The organism is Burkholderia sp. R-40 (assembly GCF_049942845.1).
Taxonomy (GTDB): domain Bacteria; phylum Pseudomonadota; class Gammaproteobacteria; order Burkholderiales; family Burkholderiaceae; genus Burkholderia; species Burkholderia ambifaria.
Map to the genome: position 1 here is coordinate 668,211 of NZ_CP187968.1, position 20,451 is coordinate 688,661.

Annotated in this window: 19 protein-coding genes; 9 read left to right on the forward strand and 10 right to left on the reverse strand. The window is 67.2% G+C overall.

Annotated elements, in window-relative coordinates:
* Positions 1-22 precede the first annotated feature (22 nt).
* Positions 23-1,153, reverse strand: coding sequence for an ATP-binding protein (locus ACP26O_RS19370; protein ID WP_165753543.1), 1,131 nt, complete (start codon positions 1,151-1,153; stop codon positions 23-25).
* Positions 1,154-1,217: 64 nt separating this feature from the next.
* Entirely contained in the window at positions 1,218-1,928 is a 711-nt protein-coding gene (locus tag ACP26O_RS19375; RefSeq protein WP_006752985.1) for a response regulator, read from the reverse strand.
* 222 nt (positions 1,929-2,150) lie between these two features.
* On the opposite strand from ACP26O_RS19375, the gene ACP26O_RS19380 reads away from it, so the two are divergent.
* From ACP26O_RS19380 to ACP26O_RS19390, 3 genes are all read left to right on the forward strand, one after another.
* Entirely contained in the window at positions 2,151-3,065 is a 915-nt protein-coding gene (locus ACP26O_RS19380; RefSeq protein ID WP_175663421.1) for a glutaminase, read from the forward strand.
* A gap of 167 nt (positions 3,066-3,232) precedes the next feature.
* Positions 3,233-4,153 carry a LysR family transcriptional regulator gene (locus tag ACP26O_RS19385; RefSeq protein WP_175663420.1) on the forward strand — a complete coding sequence of 307 codons (921 nt, stop codon included), beginning with the start codon at positions 3,233-3,235 and terminating at the stop codon, positions 4,151-4,153.
* Positions 4,154-4,283: 130 nt separating this feature from the next.
* Entirely contained in the window at positions 4,284-4,919 is a 636-nt protein-coding gene (locus tag ACP26O_RS19390; RefSeq protein ID WP_175663419.1) for an isochorismatase family cysteine hydrolase, read from the forward strand.
* Between the two features lie 68 nt (positions 4,920-4,987).
* On the opposite strand, the gene ACP26O_RS19395 is transcribed toward ACP26O_RS19390, so the two are convergent.
* The gene (locus ACP26O_RS19395; RefSeq protein WP_011659354.1) at positions 4,988-5,719 is read right to left on the reverse strand and encodes a ribonuclease T2; all 732 of its coding nucleotides are present in this window, start codon (positions 5,717-5,719) and stop codon (positions 4,988-4,990) included.
* Between the two features lie 171 nt (positions 5,720-5,890).
* Positions 5,891-7,294: an HdeD family acid-resistance protein gene (locus ACP26O_RS19400; protein WP_011659355.1), complete on the reverse strand. Its 1,404-nt coding sequence runs from the start codon at positions 7,292-7,294 to the stop codon at positions 5,891-5,893.
* Positions 7,295-7,656: 362 nt separating this feature from the next.
* Between ACP26O_RS19400 and ACP26O_RS19405 the strand changes: the two genes are divergently transcribed.
* The 5 genes from ACP26O_RS19405 to ACP26O_RS19425 all read left to right on the forward strand — a co-directional run bounded on the left by ACP26O_RS19405 (position 7,657) and on the right by ACP26O_RS19425 (position 11,457).
* The gene (locus tag ACP26O_RS19405) at positions 7,657-8,304 is read left to right on the forward strand and encodes a hypothetical protein (RefSeq protein WP_175663418.1); all 648 of its coding nucleotides are present in this window, start codon (positions 7,657-7,659) and stop codon (positions 8,302-8,304) included.
* 71 nt (positions 8,305-8,375) lie between these two features.
* On the forward strand, positions 8,376-8,933 hold the full coding sequence (locus ACP26O_RS19410) for a helix-turn-helix domain-containing protein (protein ID WP_175663417.1): 558 nt from the start codon (positions 8,376-8,378) through the stop codon (positions 8,931-8,933).
* Positions 8,934-9,041: 108 nt separating this feature from the next.
* Positions 9,042-9,623, forward strand: coding sequence for an HD domain-containing protein (locus ACP26O_RS19415; RefSeq protein WP_175663416.1), 582 nt, complete (start codon positions 9,042-9,044; stop codon positions 9,621-9,623).
* A 58-nt stretch (positions 9,624-9,681) separates the two neighbouring features.
* Positions 9,682-10,410, forward strand: a complete 729-nt coding sequence (locus ACP26O_RS19420; protein ID WP_175663415.1) for a class I SAM-dependent methyltransferase — start codon at positions 9,682-9,684, stop codon at positions 10,408-10,410.
* 294 nt (positions 10,411-10,704) lie between these two features.
* Positions 10,705-11,457: a DUF3658 domain-containing protein gene (locus ACP26O_RS19425; protein ID WP_175663414.1), complete on the forward strand. Its 753-nt coding sequence runs from the start codon at positions 10,705-10,707 to the stop codon at positions 11,455-11,457.
* 43 nt (positions 11,458-11,500) lie between these two features.
* Here ACP26O_RS19425 and ACP26O_RS19430 read toward each other — a convergent pair whose 3' ends face one another.
* On the reverse strand, positions 11,501-13,039 hold the full coding sequence (locus ACP26O_RS19430) for an MFS transporter (RefSeq protein WP_175663413.1): 1,539 nt from the start codon (positions 13,037-13,039) through the stop codon (positions 11,501-11,503).
* A 177-nt stretch (positions 13,040-13,216) separates the two neighbouring features.
* Between ACP26O_RS19430 and ACP26O_RS19435 the strand changes: the two genes are divergently transcribed.
* Positions 13,217-14,122: a LysR family transcriptional regulator gene (locus ACP26O_RS19435; RefSeq protein ID WP_175663412.1), complete on the forward strand. Its 906-nt coding sequence runs from the start codon at positions 13,217-13,219 to the stop codon at positions 14,120-14,122.
* Between the two features lie 61 nt (positions 14,123-14,183).
* On the opposite strand, the gene ACP26O_RS19440 is transcribed toward ACP26O_RS19435, so the two are convergent.
* The 5 genes from ACP26O_RS19440 to ACP26O_RS19460 all read right to left on the reverse strand — a co-directional run bounded on the left by ACP26O_RS19440 (position 14,184) and on the right by ACP26O_RS19460 (position 20,372).
* Complete coding sequence (locus ACP26O_RS19440; RefSeq protein WP_175663411.1) at positions 14,184-15,323, reverse strand: enoyl-CoA hydratase/isomerase family protein; 1,140 nt, start codon at positions 15,321-15,323, stop codon at positions 14,184-14,186.
* Positions 15,320-16,111: an enoyl-CoA hydratase gene (locus ACP26O_RS19445; RefSeq protein WP_165753557.1), complete on the reverse strand. Its 792-nt coding sequence runs from the start codon at positions 16,109-16,111 to the stop codon at positions 15,320-15,322. Before ACP26O_RS19445 ends, ACP26O_RS19440 begins: the two co-directional genes overlap by 4 nt.
* Positions 16,108-17,010 carry a 3-hydroxyisobutyrate dehydrogenase gene (gene mmsB, locus ACP26O_RS19450; protein ID WP_006761413.1) on the reverse strand — a complete coding sequence of 301 codons (903 nt, stop codon included), beginning with the start codon at positions 17,008-17,010 and terminating at the stop codon, positions 16,108-16,110. The genes ACP26O_RS19445 and mmsB overlap by 4 nt, the downstream gene beginning before the upstream one ends.
* Positions 17,011-17,028: 18 nt before the next feature.
* Entirely contained in the window at positions 17,029-18,558 is a 1,530-nt protein-coding gene (locus ACP26O_RS19455) for a CoA-acylating methylmalonate-semialdehyde dehydrogenase (protein WP_011659364.1), read from the reverse strand.
* Between the two features lie 107 nt (positions 18,559-18,665).
* Positions 18,666-20,372 (reverse strand): AMP-binding protein, encoded by a 1,707-nt coding sequence (locus tag ACP26O_RS19460; protein ID WP_175663410.1) that lies wholly within the window; start codon positions 20,370-20,372, stop codon positions 18,666-18,668.
* Positions 20,373-20,451: the final 79 nt, after the last annotated feature.

Consider the following 20,451-nt stretch of genomic DNA (forward strand, 5'->3'; position numbering starts at 1 on the left):
CCCGGCCGCGGCGGCCGGGCCGTCAGATCGGCCAGCTGATCTCGAAGCGCGCGCCGCCGAGTTCGACCGGATCGACCACCGCGATCCGGCCGTTGTGCGCATGGAGCACCTGCCGCGTGATCGCGAGGCCGAGCCCGTAGCCGCCGGTGCGGCGGTCGAGGCGCACGAACGCGTCGAAGATCCGCTCGCGTTCGTCTTCCGGCACGCCCGGGCCGTCGTCCTCGACGAAGATCGCGATGTTGCCGTGCTCGATCGAGATGCCGACCACGATCTGCGCGTTCGCATACTTGCTCGCATTGCGCAGCAGGTTGCGCATCGCATACGACATCAGCCGCCGGTCCATCTTTACGCGCAGGTCCGACGCGATCGCGATGCGCGACTCGATCGCGCGCTCCGGATACAGCAGCTGTGCATCGCTGACCTGATGCTCGAACCATGCGACCGGCGCGGTCAGCTCGATGTTCGACTGCAGTGAGCTGTATTCGAGCCGCGCATACGTGAGGCTCATGTCGATCAGCTCCTCGAGCTCGGTCACGTCCTGCGCGATGCTCTCCAGCGCACCGTGATATTCGGCGGCGGAGCCCGGTTCGCGCAGCATCTCGAGCGCGAAGCGCACGCGCGCGAGCGGCGTGCGCAGCTCGTGCGAGATCCCGTTCGTCAGGTCGCGCTGCGCGGCGATCAGCCGTTCCATGCGCATCGCGAGCGCATTCAGCGTGCGCGCGAGCGGGCCGATGATCACGCTGTGCGACTCCCGCGCGCGCGTGTTGAAGCGCCCGCCGGTGAAGTCGATCGCACGCTCGCGCACCATCACCAGATCCGACCAGACCGGCCGCATCCATCGATACGCGGCAAGCGCGGGCGCGGCGAATATGAACGCGAGCACGATCCAGATGTCGCCCGGCAGCGCGTCGAACGCGTGCCACACGACTTCCGGCGACAACACGACGCCCAGCGCGAGCGCCGGCACGAGCGCGGTCAGCAGCACGAGGCCGAGCAGATGCAGGTAGGTGCGCACGTACAGGCGCGACCAGCTCGGAATGCGGTCGGCGCGCGTGTCGGTCCACGCGCGGCGGAAGTGCAGCCAGCGCCATTTGACGTAGCGCAGCGTCGAGAGCGGCGGTGCATCGGGGTGCGAAGGCGTGCGTCGGATCATCGCGGCTTCCGGCTATCGTGCGAGGTGGGGATACTGCGGCCGGCGGCACCGCGCCGGGGCGGCGTCATTCCCACGCATGCTTGCTGAACTGGTAACCCTTGCTGCGTATCGTCTTGATCCGCTGCGGGTTGCCCGCATCGTCGTGCAGCTTGCGGCGCAGCTTCGAGATGCGCCCGTCGATCGTGCGGTCGAGGCCGTCGAACTCGACGCCGCGCAGCTGCAGCATCAGGTCGTCGCGGCTGACGACCTCTCCCGCATGGCACACCAGCACCCACAGCAGGTCGAACTCCGCCGACGTGAGATCGGGCGAGCCGCCGCCGGGCAGCACGACCGAGCGGTCGGTGCGGTCGATCGAGAACTGGCCGAACGTGTAGCGCTCCGGCTGCGCCGCGGGGCCCTCGGCCGCGCGCGCGGGGGCACGGCGCAGCTGCGCCTTGATCCGCGCAAGCAGGATGCGCGGCTCGACCGGCTTGTGCACGTAGTCGTCGGCGCCGAATTCGAGGCCGAGCAGTTCGTCGAACGGCTCGTCGCGCGCCGTCACCATGATGATCACGCCGTCGTACTCCTTGCGCGCTTCGCGGCAGATCTCGAAGCCGTCCTTGCCCGGCAGGTTCACGTCGAGAATGACGAGATCCGGGCGCATGGACAGGATCGCCGGCACGGCGGCGTCACCATGCAGCACAGTGTCGACTTCGTAGTCGTTCTTGCGCAGGTAGCCGGCGATCAGCGTGGACAGGCGGGTGTCGTCTTCGACGAGCAGGATGCGAAAAGACATGGGCAACGGTCGGATCATACGGGGGGACCGCCGCGGCGACAGGCTTGCGCCCGCTGCCGGCCGGCGGCCGAAACGTACCGCATGATACTGCGCCCGCCGATTGCCCGTTTGGAGATCTGACAAATAAGGGTGCGATGGCTGCCGCGCTTGACGAACCGGCGCCGAAACGGTTCCATACGGGCTCCCTGGAAACCGGGCCCCGCGCCCGCCCTGCCTCACGTGATGAACTACCAGCCGATCCTCCAACGCATCCATACCGAACTCGCCCCCTGGATCGGCCAGGGGCGCGTCGCCGACTACATTCCCGAGCTCGCGAAGGTGCCGGCCGACAAGTTCGGGATGGCCGTCGTGACGCTCGACGGAAACGTTTACACCATCGGCGACGCGCACGAGCGCTTCTCGATCCAGAGCATCTCGAAGCTGTTCGCGTGCACGCTCGCGTTCCAGCTGCTCGGCGACGCGCTGTGGGAACGGGTCGGCCGCGAGCCGTCCGGCACCGCGTTCAACTCGCTGGTTCAGCTCGAAAGCGAACGCGGCAAGCCGCGCAACCCGTTCATCAACGCGGGGGCGCTGGTCGTCACCGACGTGCTGTGCCGCCGCTTCGTGCGCGCCGAGACGGCGCTCGTTGAATTCGTCCGACGGCTGATCGGCAACAACGATATCGATTACGATTCGCGCGTCGCGCTGTCGGAGTTACAACACGCAGAACGCAACCGCGCGATGGCGCATTTCATGGCGAGCTTCCGGAATATGCAGATGCCGCCGGAAACAGTGGTCGACGCGTACTGCCGCCAGTGCGCGATCACGATGAACTGCGTGGAGCTCGCGCAAGCCGCGCTGTTTCTCGCGAACGGCGGCGTCGCGCCCGTCACCGGCGAGCGCATCCTCGATGCGAGTTCGGCGAAGCGGCTGTCGGCGCTGATGCTGACCTGCGGCACCTACGATGCGGCAGGGGACTTCGTCTATCGCGTGGGGCTGCCCGCGAAAAGCGGCGTGGGCGGCGGGATCGTCGCGGTGCTGCCGGGCGAAATGGCCGTGTGCGTGTGGGCGCCGGGGCTCGACGCGAATGGGAACTCGTTGGCGGGGACGCTGGCGCTGGAGTGGTTGACGACGTATTCGGGGCGGTCGATTTTTTGAGGTGGGGAAGTTAGGCGCAATTAGGAACAGCGTCGTCGCGGCTGCATAATGGCGCCCCCTCGCGGCCACTGACCCACGCGCCCGGGCATGGTCGCGACCCTGACCTCTTCCAATTTGCGCCCCGCCCCCGCGTCGAAGATCAGCGGCCCATCTAAAAGGTAATCGTTTTGAAGTTGTCGTTTGAAGTTCTGGAGGCGCTCGATGCCATAGACCGCGCGGGCACGTTCGCGGAAGCTGCCGTGCTGATTCATCGCGTACCGTCTGCACTGTCCTACCTGGTGCAAAAGGCAGAGAGCGATCTCGGCGTCATCCTGTTCGATCGCAGCGGGCGGCGTGCGCAGTTGACCGAGGCGGGACGGCTGCTCGTAGAGGATGGTCGTCGTCTGCTCCAGGCGGGGCGGGAGCTGGAAAACAAAGTCCGGGGTGTCCACGCGGGTTGGGAGGCCGAGCTCAGGCTATGCCTCGACGAGATTCTGCCGCTCCCGTCGTTGTGGCCGCACGTGCGCGCCTTTTATGACATGAAGCTGACCACGCGGCTGCGTCTATCGACCGAAGTGCTCGGCGGCGTATGGGACGCGCTCGTGACGGGCCGGGCGGATATCGCGATCGGTGCCGCGGGAGAGCCGCCACACGCGCCGAACATCGCGGCAAGGCCGATCGGCCTGTTGCGCCATGTTTTCGTCGTGGCGCCGCATCACCCGCTCGCCGCCGTCGAACAACCGCTCGACAGCGACACCATTTCCAGTCATCGCGGCGTCGTCATCAGCGACACGTCGCGCGCCCTCGAGCCGCGATCGGTGGCGATTCATGACGGACAACCGGTCATCATCGTGCCGACCCTGGCCGCCAAACTCGACCTCCTTTGCGAAGGCATGGCCGTCGGCATGCTGCCCGCGCCCGTCGTCGAGGAGGCGATCCGTCAGGGAAAGCTCGTCGAGCGGCGCGTAATCGGCGTGCGGGACCATACAACCTGCTACCTCGGCTGGCGTGAGGACAAGACCGGACGCGCATCGAAATGGTGGATCAACCGACTGGATCAGATCGATCTGATCTCCACGCTGTTCCGCACGCGCGGCGTCGCGGCCTGACGCACATGTCCGTACCCGGGACGCCATGCGACGAACCCGTTTCTTGCCTGCCCACTAGAATGGTCGACGACATCCTCGCAGCGGTCGATTTTCCGAACCTACCGAAGTGACTTTTGGGAGAGCATCAGTCATGCAACCGGAACACGCTTCAGATCGCGCAGCCACTGACCACGCAGGCACGGATACCCACACGCACGCGTCAATTCCACCGATCGTGCCGGCGCAAACCGCGCTGGTCGTCATGCATTACCAGACCGACATCCTCGGGCTCTTTCCGTCGGTCGCGCCCACCCTGCTCGCCAACACGCGCAAGCTGTGCGATGCGGCGCGGGCCGGCGGCGTCCACGTCTGCTTCGCCAATCTCCGCTTCAGCCCCGGCTATCCGGAAGTCAGTGCGCGCAACAAGAACGGCCAGGGGATCAAGCAGCTCGGCCTTTTCGTGGACGACGGCCCGTGCCCGGAGCTCGGCCGGCTGGACAGCGAGCCGCTGATCGCCGCGCATCGTGCGAGCGTGTTCTTCGGCACCGACCTGCAGGCGCAACTCGTCGCGCAGGGTATCGATACGCTGATCCTGGTCGGGATTGCGTCGACCGGCGTCGTACTGTCGTCGGTTGCGCACGCAAGCGATGCGGATTTCCGGCTGTATACGGTGAAGGACTGCTGCTACGACCCGGATCAGGTCGTGCACGAGCATCTGTTCGCGACGGCGTTCGACACGCGCACGACGGTGCTGTCGCTCGACGATGCGTTGCACTTGCTCGCGTAGACGCGCAACGCCCAAGCCGCGCCGGCCGGAACGCTCCCGGCCGGCACATCCTGCGTGACTTCGTGCGTTTACTTCGCGATATACACGCCCGACGTCGGGCACGTGCCCTGCGTATTGCCGTCCGTCACGAGCGACGCCGCGCTCGGAAACTGCGAGGTCGCGGTCGTCTTCACCGCGATCCACGCTTCCGTGAAATAGCTGACGCCGTTGGTCTTCGTGCACTTCAGCGACACCGCGCTGCGCGTGTTGCTGCCGAACGCGCCCTCGAACGCGGACAGCAACTGGTTGCGCGTCACCACCTTGCCCGCGTTCGCCTGCAGGAACGTGTTGAACGACGTGTTGCCGAGCCGGCTGATCATGCCGGTCGCCTCGTTCCAGTAAGTGTCCGGCGTGGCCGAATTCGAGCAGGTGCCGTGCTTGAACCATTCGTGCTTGTCGAGACACGACGCCACGCCCGGCATGTAGGTCGACAGCGTGTTGCGGGTCGCGGTGCTCACCGGATACGCGTCCATGCTGCACCACTGGTGCGCGTTGTCGAGATCGATGTCGCTCTGCGGCACGCCGCAGTAGAACGGCTGGTTGCCGTCATACCGGTTCGGCCACAGGCCATGCAGCGACAGGCTCGTCGCCGCATACGTGCCGGCGAGGTTCGTACACTCCGGTGTATCGTGCGACGCGCAGAAGCCGGGCTCCCACGAAGCCGCGAGCAACAGGTAGTCGTAGCTGGTCTGCGCGGTGGCGTGCAGCGAGGCGGATGCGACGGCGAGTGCGGCCGCGGCGCGGGCGAGCGTCTTGAGCATGGCGTTTCCTCGGAAAAGGCTTGCGGTCGCGGGATGCGCCGCAAGATTGTCGAATGTCTGCCCGCGATTGTTGCCGACGCAACATGGCATCAATATGAAGGTGGACCAAGGAATTCGTGAAGCGGCGCAGTGCGGATTCGCCGATCGAAGCCTCGGTGCGGCGCCACGCGGTTATTTCGCCGACGCGGCTTCCGATCCACCCGGTGACAACGCCGCGCTGTCCTGCTCACGCCACGCGCGGCGCGACGCGATGATCGCCGTCACGGCCGAGCGCGCGACCTTCCACCACGCGAACGGCCGCGGATCGGCGAGCATGCTGAGCGCCCGCGCATAGTCGAGCGTGAGCCCGGGCGTCCAGGCCATCGTCACCGCGCGCTTGCGGATCTGGGCGGCGACCCATAGCTCGGGCGTGAGCAACAGCCGGACGAACGCCCCCCACCCTGCCCGCTCGCCCTTGAGCCGCCACACCGCGCCGTCGAGTGCCGCCTCGAGCGCGTTCGACACGGTGCTCGAGCAGTTGCGGTGCGTGAGGTTGTACGTCACGGTCTGCCGGTACGACGACCAGAAGGCGTCCAGCTTCGCCGGATCGTAGTTGCGGATCCGCACGCGCACGGTCGACGGACACCACGCCTTCGATTCGGTCGCATAGTCGGGCTGGAACAACCCGGGCACGTCGTTCTCGCGCGTCGCGCGCAGCAGCCGCGTGAATTCGTCCGGAGAACGATCGATCTCGACGGCCGGATACAGGCTGATGTAGATGCCCTCGGGCGACTCCAGCGCCGCATGGCCGGTCGAGATCACGCCGTTGACGTCCACCGCCGCGATGTAGCGGTCGATCACCGGGTAGCGCTGCGCTTCGGCCTTCGACGTGCCGGTGGGCGTCCACACGTGCACGGTGAGCGCGCGCTCGTGATCGGCCGGCGGGCCGTCCCATTCGGATTGCGTGAAGCGCGGAACGTCGGGCGCCGTGTCGATGTCGGGCACGATCGCGGGCGCCGGCGACGTCACGAACGCGGGGTTGCGCGTGAGCCGCCGCACCCGCGCGGCGAGGCTCAGCATGTGCATCCCGCCGAACATCAGCAGCAGGCCGAGGCAGTACGGCACGGTGCCCGCATAGTGGGTCGGGTACGGCTGATAGAAGAAGATCGCGAGCAGGATCTCGACGACGCCCCATGCGAACGCGACGTTCCAGCGCCGGTAACGCACCATCCATGCGGACGTGCACTGCAGCAACCCGTCGACGAGGAACAGCGTGCCGAAGATCATCGACAGCAGGAAGTGGCCGTGATGATGGCCCGCGAACACGAGCCCGGCGGCCACCACGACCGCGATGCCCTTCACGTAGCGCAGGATGCGCTGCCCGCCGACGCCGCTGCCGGCCACCGCGAGCGTCGCGAGCCCCTCGATCAGGAACAGCCACGCGAACAGTTCGATCGGAAAATGCAGCGCGCCGTCGAGCGCGTCGATGAAGATGCCGACGCCCGCGACGACCCACAGCCAGCCCAGCACGGTCAGCCCGCGCCAGCGCGTTCGCAGATATTCGATGCCCAGCAGCAGCAAGACCAGTCGTACCATTGCGCCCTCGTATCATTTTTTCGGGATACGCGCTGGCCACGCGTCTCCTGTCGTGCCGACCGCGCGCCGTGCGATGCGCAAGCCGGAAGGCGGGGAATGCTGGCCGGCACGTCATGCGTCGGCATGACCGATGGCGGCCGGCGCGCGCCGCTCTGGCCGAATAATAAGATATGACGAGGCCGGTTGAAAGCCTGCCGAAAACGTGTCCGGCTGCTTCGGACGCCACGGCATGCTGCAAGACACGGCACGATCGGCAGCGTTGCCGCAACAGATTTCCCGTTCGACAACGCGCGCCGGATACGCGAGAATCGCCGCTCCGAGGGCGAAAGCCACCTTAAACCGCAAAGACGGAACAACAAGAAATGCGCATTTCGATCACGCGCCGGCGCCTGCTGGCCGCCGGCATGGCTGCGGCCAGCCTCCCGCTGTCCGGCTGCTTCACGCCGAAGCTGTACAAAGAGAGCGCGTACCACGAACAAGTGTCCGCGTTCATGATCACCGAAGACGGCAAGAAACTCGTCGTCCTCGGCCAGGATTACCATTACATCTTCGATCTGCCAGCCTCGCTGCGGCCCGTGCTGCAGTCCGGCTACCGGAAGTCGCTGCGCACCGAGTTCACCGACTTTCGTGGGAACGGCAGCGGCGTGACCGGCCACTACCGGATTCTGTTGCCGAAGAACGCATCGGCGGACGATCAACAGGCCGCGACCGCCGACGGCTTCACCGCTGCGCAGGCCGGGCTCGTGCTCGAAGGCGACATCGGCGGCAAGCGCTACTCGACCGAAGGTTTCGCCTACAAGGCCAAGGACAAGGACAACGCCGCACAAGCGTTCAACCACCCGTACACCGTGTACGTCAGGGAATCGCCGTCCGTGGTCGGCATGGGCTTGCGGATCCTCGCGACGCCGGTCACGGTCGCCGCCGACGGCGTGCTCGTGCTGGGCGGCATCGTGCTCTTGCCGATCGCGGTCATCGCGATCGAGGCGAACGGCGGCCTGCGGATCATGTAACGGCCACGGCGACGGTGACGCTCGCCTGCCATGCACGCGCTCGCACCACGAACGCAAACCGGAGCATCGACATGACGATCTCGCCGCTTCACACCCCGCCGCTCGGCCCGCAACTCAAGCGCTGGCGCACGCTGCGCCGCGTGAAGCAGAGCCATGCGGCCGAGCTGTTCGGCGTCGCGCAATCGACGATCTCGCGCTGGGAAGCCGGCATCCAGCAGATGTCGCCCGACGAGCGCGCGACGGCCGAGCGGCTGCTTGCCGCGCGTCTCGATTCGGCCGGCGACCACGCGCTCGCGCGGCTGATCGCGAGCAGCACGGCCCGCACGCATCTCGTGTGCGACCTCACGCACCGTTTGCTCGCCTGCTCGCCGTCGCGCGCGGCCGAGTTCTCGCGGCCGCTGCCGATGTTGCTCGGTACCTCGCTGTGGCGCTATGCGTCGCCGGAAATCGTCCGCATGGAAGCCGCGCTCGACCCGCTCGGCTGGCACGATCGCGCGGGGCCGCCGAGCGTCGAATTCGCGACCGGCACCAATGCGTCGCGCGTCGTGCCGATTCGCGGCAGCACCTGCCGGTGGACGCGCATGACGCTGTCGGATGGCTCCGCCGCGCGGCTCGTCGAAACGCTATAGCACGTGCGCCAGTCGCCGGGCCCCGGCGCGCCACGCATATTTCATGCGTGGACGCGGGGCGTCCGCTCGGCGTACGCTTGACGGCTCCATTCACGCATTGCGCCAACGATGAACCTCGACACGATTCACGCGCGGCTCGATTTCCTGCGCGAAGCCGAACGCCTGAAAGACGTGCTGCGCAGCGGCCACACGTCGACGGGCCGTCGCGAAAGCACGGCCGAGCACAGCTGGCGCCTCTGCCTGATGGCGCTCGTGTTCGCCGATGCGCTGCCCGACGTCGACACGACGAAGCTGCTGAAATTGTGCGTCGTCCACGATCTCGGCGAAGCGCTGCACGGCGACATCCCCGCGATCGAGCAGGCCGCGCATCCGGACAAGAGCACGCACGAACGCGACGACCTGCTGACGCTCACTGCCGGGCTCGATCGCGCGCTGCGCGACGAGATCGTCGCGCTGTGGGATGAATACGAGGCGGCCGAATCACCGGAAGCGCGCGCCGCGAAGGCGCTCGACAAGCTGGAGACGATCCTGCAGCACAACCAAGGCAGCAACCCGCCCGACTTCGACTACGCGTTCAACCTCGGCTACGGGCGGCGCTACACCGACGCGTCGCCGCTGTTCGACGCGATCCGCGCGATCGTCGACGCGGACACGCAACGCCGGATCGACGCACGCGGCGACGGCGCGTAAGCTCGCGGAACCGGCGGCCGCGCGGCACCGCGCGCCGCATTTGCGCGAGGCTCGCCGCATGACGCAGAACATCTATGACGATCCCGCCTTCTTCGAAGGCTACAGCCGCCTGAACCGCTCGGTGCACGGGCTCGCCGGTGCGCCCGAATGGCCCGCGCTGCGCGCGCTGCTGCCGGCGCTGCGCGGCGCCAACGTGCTCGACCTCGGCTGCGGCTATGGCTGGTTCAGCCGCTGGGCGGCCGAACAGGGCGCGGCGAGCGTGCTCGGTATCGACGTGTCCGAACGCATGCTCGAACGCGCGGCGTCGACGGCCGCGCACCCGGCGATCACGTACCGCCGCGCCGACCTCGAAACGCTCGCGCTGCCCGATGCCACGTTCGATCTCGCGTACAGCTCGCTCGCGTTCCACTACATCGCACATCTCGACACGCTGCTGCGTACGATCCACCGCGCGCTCGTGCCGGGCGGGCGGCTCGTGTTCTCGATCGAGCATCCGATCTATACGGCGCCCCGGCGGCCCGGCTTCGTGGTCGATTCGCAGGGCAAGCGCTCGTGGCCGCTCGATGGTTATCAGCGCGAAGGCGAACGCGTGACCGACTGGCTCGCGCCGGGCGTCGTCAAGCAGCATCGCACGCTCGGCACGCTCGTGAACCTGCTGATCGGCAGCGGCTTCACGCTCACGCACCTGAACGAGTGGGGGCCGACGCCGGAACAGGTCGATGCGATGCCCTCGCTGGACGAGGAACGCGACCGGCCGATGATGGCGATCGTTGCCGCGCAGCGGTAGTGGATACCGGACGGTGTTCATATAACTGCCCTCACCGGTTCGGTACATCTCTAGCCGCTATGCGGCGCGGTAAATCCGGCGGACGGAGATTCTCAATTTAATTTAACAAAATTGACAATATGACAGTCTGCAACAATTGCCCCCTTTCACAAAAATAGATACTTGAAAAATCATCCGTCGAAAATCTACCCTGCTCTTTACACAATACGCATCGAACGGTAGGGCGGCAGGCCGGACAGCCCTACCGGCATGACGCGATGCGGGGATTGCTTGAACTGAAATCGGGGAGCTCGAATGATTCAAAACAAGCATCATCAACATGTCGTTCACGCGACATTCTCGAAGCGCTCCTTCGATGCCGTTTCAACTGCAATTTCAAATGGAAGCTTGACGGGATCGTGTGTTCTTATTGACGGAGACTGGCATCTCGGCCCGCTCCAGGAGCGCAACACCAAAACGCTGTCGGCATGGTTCTCCGAGAATTTTGGCTACGTTCCCGAAAATTTATCGACAAACATCCCAGCTCTCAGCAAGGGTGCCAAAATTTTTGCATGGGTGAACCCGTTGGCGTCAGATGAATATGCGAGCTTCATACATTGGGTGAGTTTTCAAGCAGTGCAAGAATTTTCCTTGATTCCGGGTCCCGAAAGCGCGCCGGACGCCGCTGCTGAGGATTTTCACGATATCGCGATTTTTCTCGACGATGCCGTTGAGAAAAAGGCGAGCGACATCAGCCATTACATCCGGGAATGGGATGTCCTAACCGCCGAAAATGCGGATTTTAGGCTGATCGGCCGCACCGGAAAAATCCAGTCGCTCCCGTCATCGCACTTCGACCAATACCTCACCGACGCCATAACCGGGCAATGGGAGCCATCTCCAATAGTCGCATTGCGCATAATGGAAAAACTTGCTTCAGAGAAGCAAGCATTCCCCGGGGACATCTTCCTTTATCATCGATTCGAGAAACTTTGCTCGAGCGGCATCATTGAAAAGCAAGCTGACGTCAGCATCGCCCAAACCCTGATACGGGCAACGCCCCTTTAACGCTTGTCATGCGCCAGCCCCATCGGCCCGGCTACGCACGACATCATTCACACACCGCCCCCCTCCGCCCCACCGGCGCGAACGCCACCGCGCTCGCGGTCGCGAGCACGGCCACGCCGGCCGCGCCATACACCATCACCCAGCCGAACCCGTGCACGAGCGCCGCGTGCAGCGCGGTGCCGTTCGGGTCGGCCTGCGCGAGCGCGGGCGCAATCGCCTGCAACCCGTCGGTGCGGCCCGACGCGATCTGCTGCGCCAGCGTGCGCAACACCCCCGCATCGACCGCCCCCGCAACCCCCGCCTTCAGGCTCGCGACGATCCCCGCGACCAGCACGAACCCCATCGTCGCGATATTCAGCGCGAGCGAGATCATCCGCGCGCTCATGTCGATGCCGGACGCCATCCCGGCCCGCGAACCCGGCACCGCGCCCGTCGTCGTGTTCGTGACCGGCGTGTTGGTCAGCCCGAGCCCGATGCCGGCGATCAGGCAGCCGGGCAGCATCGTGAGCCAGCTCGCGTGGTCGACGCCGCTGCCGATCCGCATCAGCGCGAAACCGGCCGCGATCGTGAACAGGCCGCCCGGAATGACGACGCCGGGCCCGTAGCGCAGCGCGAGCCGCTCGCCGAACGGCGGCGCGACCAGCGTCGGCAGCGTGTACGCGAGCAGCGCGAGGCCGGCCGTCACGCTGTCGTACCCAAGCGCGACCTGGAACCAGATCGGCAGGTAGATCATGAACGGCCAGAAACTGAAGTTCATCCCCATCGAGCCGAAGATCGCGCCGGTGAACGCGCGAATCCGGAACACGGAGAAGTCGAACATCGGCCGCGCGCTCACGCGCTCCGCGACGACGAAGCCCGCCAGCGCAAGCACGGTCGCGCCGAGCACGCCGAGGCCGGCCGCGCTCGTGAGCCCCAGTTCCGCGCTTTGGGTGATATAGAACGCGAGGCCGAGCACGGCGAGCGACAGCGTGACGATACCCGCGACGTCGAGCGTGCCCGCATGCGGATCGCGCGACTCCTGCACCGCGCCGCCGATCAGCACGAGCGCGACGGCCGCGAGCGGCGCGTGGACGAGAAACACCCACGGCCAGCTCGCCAGTGCGACGATCGCGCCGCCGACGATCGGCCCGAAGCCGAGACCGATCCCGAACACGATTCCCCAGATCCCGAACGCGCGGCCGCGCTCGCGCCCTTCGCGGAACTGGTGCGACAGCACCGCGATCTGGCAGATCAGCATCGCGCCGCCGCTCGCGCCCTGCAGCAGCCGGCCGGCCACGAGCACCGGCACGTTCGGCGCGAGCCCGCACAGCAACGACGTCGCGCCGAACAGCACGGTGCCGATCACGTACACGCGCTTGCGGCCGAAGCGGTCGGCGAGCGTGCCGGCCGCCATCAGCACCGTGGTGCACGCGATCGTGTACGCGTTCATGATCCACTGCATGCCGTTGAAGTCGCCGTGCAGCACGTGTTCGAGCGTCGGCAGGATCACCGGCACGCTCGAGATCTCGAGGCCGAACATCAACGACGTGAGACAGACGGCCGCGAGCGCGACCGCATTCCTGCGGGAGTCGGATAGCGTCATGCGTATTGCGCGACGACCCGCAACGGGCCGCGCGCCTCCAGGTAAGAACGATTCGCCGCGTGCGGCCGGCAACGCACGCTGGACGGGAATCGGTACTATAGTGAGAATTCCCCTCCCCATTGACGCACCCTTTTCTCCAGACTGGGGAACTACAGGACTCAATCACCGCAACCCGCCATGACTGACAGACTCGACGGCGTCACGACCTTCGTCCAGGTAGTGGAATCCGGCAGCTTCGCGCTTGCCGCGGAACGGCTCGACATGACGCGCTCGGCGGTCGGCAAGGCGATCGCGCGGCTCGAGAAGCGGCTCGGCGCGCGACTGCTGCAACGCACGACGCGCAGCCAGAGCCTGACCGACGATGGCCAGGCGTATTACGACCGCTGCGTGCGCGCGCTGTCGGAACTCGAAGCGGCGGAAGCCGATCTCGATTGCGGCCGCAACGAAGCGCGCGGCAAGCTGCGGCTGAGCGTGCCGCTCGCGTTCGGGCATCACTGCGTGACGCCGATCGTGCTCGATCTCGCACGCACGTATCCGCACCTGCGGATCGACGTGTCGATCACCGACCGTTTCGTCGATCTGGTCGAGGAAGGGATCGATCTAGCGATACGGATCGGCACGCTGGCGGATAGCACGAGCCTCGCGGTGCGGCGGCTCGGCACGCAGTACGGCAGCCTCGGCGCAGCGCCGTCGTATCTCGCGCGCTACGGGATGCCGCAATCGCTCGACGACCTGCGGAATCACCGGACGATCGCGTATTCACGCTCGGGCGTCGCGCAGCCGTGGGACCTGCGCGCGCCGGACGGCTCGACCGTGCGCGTCGACATGCAGCATCAGCTCAGCTTCGACGACGTGCAGGCGATCGCGGCGGCCGGTGCGGCAGGGTTCGGAATCGCGTGGCTGCCGAGCTGGCTGCTCGATCATTACGTGAAGCGCGGCGAGATGGTCGTCGTACTCGACCGCTGCTTCGTGTGCGAAGGCGACATCCACGCGATCTGGCCGAAAACGCGCTATCTGCCGCGCAAGACGCGCTGCGTGATCGACGCGCTCGTGCAGGCGGTACCGCCGATGATCGAGCGCTGAGCGCAGGCGAGAAGACTGGAAATGCGCTGAAACCGACACGCCACCCGGGCGTGTCGGAACATCACGCCGCGCCGAGATCGGCGAGCGGATGCGCGAACAGCTTCCACGGCGAGGTCAGGAAATGCCGCACGCGCTCGGCGCGCAGCTCGACGAGCGACGCCGGCGCCCAGCGCGGCTTGCGATCCTTGTCGACGAGATGCGCGCGCACGCCTTCGCAGAAGTCGCCCTCCTCGATCGCGCGCGCCACGATGCCGAGCTCCATCCGGAACGACTCGGCCAGCGTCATCTGGCGGCCGCGCAGCAGCGCTTCGCGCGTCACGCACAGCATCGTCGGCGAATGGCCGGCGAGCGCATCGAGCGTCGCCTGCAGCCATTGACGATGCTCGCGCGACAGCTCGTCGCGCACAAGATCCTGCTTCAGCGTCGCGACGATCCGCTCGACGGTCGAGCGCTTGTCGAAGTGCCGGACGATCCACGCCATCTGCGTGTCGAGCACGGCATGCGGCACGACGTTGCACGGCGGCTCGAACACCTTGCGCAGCGCCGGCAGCACATCGCCGTCCCACTTGACGCTCTCGATGCGCGTCTCGAACGTATCGAGCCACGACGACGGCACGCACAGGTCCGCGAGCTTCGCGCTCAGCGCGTCGGCGCCCGACAGCATCGCGCCCGTCAACCCCACGTACAGTTCGAGCTCGACCGGCATGCGCGACAGGAAATGCGTCGCGCCGACGTCAGGCACGAGGCCGATGCGCGTCTCCGGCATCGCGATCTTGCTACGCTCGGTCGCGACACGCAGCGCCGCGCCTTGCGCGAGCCCCATCCCGCCGCCCATCGTCACGCCGTCCATCAGCGCGACCACCGGCTTCGGGAACGTGTGGATCGCATGGTCGAGCCGGTATTCGTCGACGAAGAACGGCAGCCAGGTCTCGCGCTGCGCGACCATCCGGTACAGCGCACGCACGTCGCCACCCGCGCAGAAGCCCTTCTCGCCCGCGCCGCGCAGCACGACCGCGACGATCTGATCGTCGGTGCGGCAACGCTCGAGCAGCGCGGCGAGCTCGCCGATCATCGGATAGGACAACGCATTGAGCGCGGCCGGCCGGTTCAGCGTGATCAGCGCCACGCGGTTCACCACGCGGAACAGCACCTCCGGCGCGGGTTGCGCGACGCTGTCGTGAGTCGTGACCGGCGTGCTCATGGTTGCGCCTCCCCATCGGTGTGCCATTGCGGCGCGCGCTTGCCGAGAAACGCGGCCACGCCTTCGCGCGGATCGTTCGTGTCGAACAGGTCGACGAAGCGCTCGCGCTCGACCGCGAGCGCCGCGCTGCGCGGCACGCCGCGGCGTGCGAGGCCGATCAGCTCCTTGCTGTATGCCACCGCATGCGGGCTTTGCCGCGCGACGTTGCGCGCGAGCGCCAGCGCCGCATCGCGTGCCGTGCCGCGCTCGACCACGTCCTCGACGAGGCCGATCCTGAGCGCCGTCGCCGCGTCGACGCGCGTGCCGGCCAGGATGATCTTCTTCGCCCAGCCTTCGCCTACGAGCCAGGGCAGCGTCTGCGTGCCGAGCCCGCACGGCAGCAGGCCGACCGACGGTTCGGGCAGCGCCATCTGCGCGTGCGTCTCGGCGATCCGCAGGTCGCACGCGAGCGCGCATTCGAGGCCACCGCCCATCGCATAGCCGTTGATCGCCGCGATCGTCACGACCCGCGCGTCATGCAGCGCCTCGAACGCCGCGCCGAAGCGCGCGGCCATCGCGCGCGCGACCGCGCGGTCGCCATCGGCGAACGTGTTCAGGTCGGCGCCCGCGCTGAAGAACTTCGGGCCGTCGCCGGTGATCACCAGCGCGCGCACGCGCGGGTTCGCGTTCAGCTCGGCGACGGTGTCCTGCAGCTGCCGCAGCCCGTCGGCGGTAAAGGCGTTCGCGGGCGGACGCTTGAGCGTCGCGCACGCGATCGCGCCGTCGTCGACGTAGTCCAGTTCGATCATGAGGCGTCCTTCTTCGTGGCCGGTTGGTACAGGCGGATCACCGCCGAGAAATCGAGTTGCCCGTCGCCGCGGCTGCTCATCGCCTGGTACAGCTGCTGCGCGAGCGCGCCGAGATAGACGGGCTGGCGCGCCTGCTTCGCGGCGTCGTTCGCGAGGCCGAGATCCTTCAGCATCAGGTCGGTGCCGAAGCCGCCGCTGTAGCCGCGCGACGACGGCGCGGTGGCGATCACGCCCGGATACGGGTTGTAGGTGTCCGAGCTCCAGCAGCGGCCCGTCGACGTGTTGACGATGCCGGCCAGCACCTTCGGGTCGATGCCGAGCGCGACGCCGAGCGACATCGCCTCCGATACGGCCGCCATCGAGATGCCGAGCACGAGGTTGTTGCAGACCTTCGCGACCTGCCCCATTCCCGTCGCGCCGCAGTGGACGATGTTCTTGCCCATGCCGGCGAGCACGGGCTTCACGCGCTCGAAATCGGCGTCGCTGCCGCCGACCATGAAGGTCAGCGTGCCGGCCGCCGCGCCGCCGGTGCCGCCCGACACCGGCGCATCGACGAACGCGCCGCCGTGCTCGCGCACGAGCGCGCCGAACGCCTGCGCGCTCGCCGGGTCGATCGTGCTCGAATCGATCACGGTCGCGCCGGCGTCGAGGCCGGCCAGCACGCCGTTTTCACCGGCGAGCACGGAGCGCACATGCGGCGCGGCCGGCAGCATCGTGATCACGAACGTCGCGCCCGAGGCCGCATCGCGCGGCGACGCGGCCGCCTGCGCGCCGGCGTCCTGCAGCGCGCGCAATGCATCGGCGCTCAGGTCGAACGCATGCACTTCATGGCCAGCCTTCAGCAGGTTCAGCGCCATCGGCGCACCCATGTGGCCCAGTCCGATAAAACCGATCTTCATGTTCGTCTCCTCCGCCGCTCAGTGCAGCCGGATCGTCGTGTTTACCGGGCCGGCCGTCGTGTCGTCGTCGAACCAGCGCGCGGTGACCGTCTTCGTCTGCGTGTAAAACTGCACGACCTGCTTGCCGTACGGGCCGAGATCGCCGAGCTTCGAGCCGCGCGAGCCGGTGAAGCTGAAGAACGGCACCGGCACCGGAATCGGGATGTTGATGCCGACCTGGCCGACGTCGATCTCGCTCTGGAACTTGCGCGCGGCCGCGCCGCTTTGCGTGAAGATGCCCACGCCGTTGCCCATCGGGTTCGCGTTGACGAGCGCGATCGCTTCGTCGAGCGTGTCGACTTCCATCACGACCAGCACCGGCCCGAAGATTTCATGGGTGTAGACCGTCATCTCGGGCTTCACGCCCGAAAAGATCGTCGGCCCGATGAAGTTGCCTTCCTCGAAGCCGGCGACCTTCACGTCGCGGCCGTCGAGCTCGAGCTTCGCGCCTTCCTTGATGCCGGCGTCGATCAACGACAGGATGCGCGCCTTCGCGCCGCGCGACACGACCGGCCCGACGTCCGTGCCCGCTTGCGAGCCCGCGTTGACCTTCAGCGTCTGCGCCTTCGCGACGATGTCCGGCAGCCAGTCGCGCGCGCGACCGACCAGCACCGCGACGGAGGTCGCCATGCAGCGCTGGCCGGCCGCGCCGAAGCCCGCGCCGACCAGCGCATTGATCGCCTGCTCGCGGTTCGCGTCGGGCAGCAGGATCGCGTGGTTCTTCGCGCCCATCATCGCCTGCACGCGCTTGCCGTGCTGGCTGCCGAGGTTGTACACGTGCGTGCCGACGGCCGTCGAGCCGACGAACGAGATCGCCTTCACGAGCGGATGCGTGCAGATCGCATCAACCACTTCCTTGCCGCCGTGCACGACGTTCAGCACGCCCTTCGGCACGCCGGCCTCGATCGCGAGCTCGACGAGCTCCATCGTCGACATCGGGTCCTGCTCGGACGGCTTCAGCACGAACGTGTTGCCGCACACGATCGCCATCGGGAACATCCACAGCGGGATCATCGCGGGGAAGTTGAACGGCGTGATGCCCGCGCATACGCCGAGCGGCTGGCGCAGCGTGTACGTGTCGACGCCGCCCGCGACGTTTTCGGCGAACTCGCCGAGCTGCAGCGTGCCGATCGAGCATGCGTGCTCGACCACCTCGAGGCCGCGGAAGATGTCGCCTTCGGCGTCGGGCAGCGTCTTGCCCTGCTCGGCGGTCAGCGTCTTCGCGATGCGCTGCAGGTTCGCGCGCACGAGATCCTGGAACTTCAGCATGATGCGCATGCGCGCGGCGATCGGCGTGTTCTTCCATGTCGCATACGCCTCCTGCGCGGCCTGCACGGCCGCGTCGACTTCCGCGACGGTCGCGAACGGCACGCGCGCGAGCACCTGCTGGGTCGCCGGGTTGACGATGTCGCGCCACTCGCTCGTGGTGGACTCGAGGAAAGCGCCGTCGATCAGCAGCTTGACCGTCGGCACGTCTTGCCCCGTGCGGGGCGTCGGATTCGCGTTCATCGATGCAATCTCCTTGCTGTGGACCGCGCAGCGCCGATGCCGCGCGGCCGGTTCAATCCAGTTGCGGGCGGCCGCCGCGGGATGCGGCGCGCGCGGCCCGCGGCCGGTCATTTCAGTTCGGCGGCGAAATCTTCTTCCCAGTATTCGCCGGGCATGCGCGTCGTCGCATCGTCGCCGCGCTCGATCTCGCGGCGGCGCAGCTCGACGCGGCGGATCTTCCCCGAGATGGTCTTCGGCAGTTCGGCGAACTGCAGGCGGCGGATGCGCTTGTACGGCGCGAGCTTCTCGCGCGAGAAGCGGAAGATCTCCAGCGCGAGCGCCGGGCTTTCCTCGTAGCCCTGGCGCAGCGTGATAAAGGTTTTCGGCACCGACAGCCGCACCGGGTCCGGGCTCGGCACGACGGCCGCCTCCGCGATCGCAGGATGCTCGATCAGCACGCTTTCCAGCTCGAACGGGCTCAGCCGGTAGTCGGACGACTTGAACACGTCGTCCGCGCGGCCGATGTACACGTAGTAGCCGTCGTCGCCGCGCATCGCGATGTCCGACGTGCGGTAATGGCCGTCGCGCATCGCATGGGCCGTCGCGTCGGGATTGTTCGCATAGCCGTTCATCAGCCCGACCGGGCGCGATGCGCCCGCGCCGATCGGCAGCGCGACCTCGCCTTCGCTGACGGGCGCGCCGTCCGGGTCGAGCAGCGCGATCCGGTAGCCCGGCAGCGGCCGCCCCATCGACCCGGCGACCACCGGCTGGCCCGGCGTGTTGCCGATCAGGCAGGTCGTCTCGGTCTGGCCGTAGCCGTCGCGAATCGTGATGCCCCACGCCTTCTTCACGCGCTCGATGATCTCGGGATTGAGCGGCTCGCCCGCGCCGACGATCTCGCGCAGCTTCACCTCGAACGACGCGAGCGGCTGCTGCACGAGCATCCGCCACACGGTCGGCGGCGCGCACAGCGTGGTCACCCGGTATTTGACGAGCGCATCGAGCACGACCTTCGGCTCGAAGCGCGCGTAGTTGAACGCGAACACGCACGCCTGCGCATTCCACGGCGCGAAGAAGCAGCTCCACGCGTGCTTCGCCCAGCCCGGCGAGCTGATGTTCCAGTGGATGTCGCCCGGCTGCAGGCCGACCCAGTACATCGTCGACAGGTGCCCGACCGGATAGGTGCGGTGCGTATGCTCGACCAGCTTCGGCTTCGACGTCGTGCCCGACGTGAAGTACAGCAGCATCGTTTCGTTCGACTGCGTGACGGCGTCGGGGGTGAACACGTCGCTCGCCGCGTAGCCGTCATTCATCGCAAGCCAGCCGTCGCGCGGCGCGCCGGCGACGATCTTGCGCCTCAGGCCGAGATCGGCCTGTTCGAACTTCGCGGTTTCGTTCTCGTCGACGATCGCGTAGGTCGCGCCGCCGATCTGCACGCGGTCGCGCACGTCGTCGGCCGATAGCTGGGTGGTCGCGGGCAGCACGATCGCGCCGAGCTTCATCGCGGCGAGCATCGCGTCCCACAGCTCGACGCGGTTCGGCAGCATCAGCAGGATCCGGTCGCCGCGCACGACGCCGATGCCGCGCAGCCAGTTCGCGATCCGCGACGAGCGCTCGGACATCTGAGCGAACGAATACGGGTCGCCCGTCCCGGTTGCCGCGTCGACGATCCACAGCGCGGGCTGGTCGTTGCCGCGCGCCATCGGGTCGAAGTAGTCGAGCGCCCAGTTGAACGCATCGAGCACCGGCCATTCGAAGTCGCGATAAGCGGTTTCGTAGTCGGTGCGATGGCGCAGCAGAAAGTCGCGTGCGTCCAGGAATGCCTGTACTGTCATCGTGTCGTCTCCAGTCTCCATGCCCAGCGGTCGACCGGCGCAGGCGCTGCAGCGCCCGTCCGGTTCCCTGTTGCGCCGC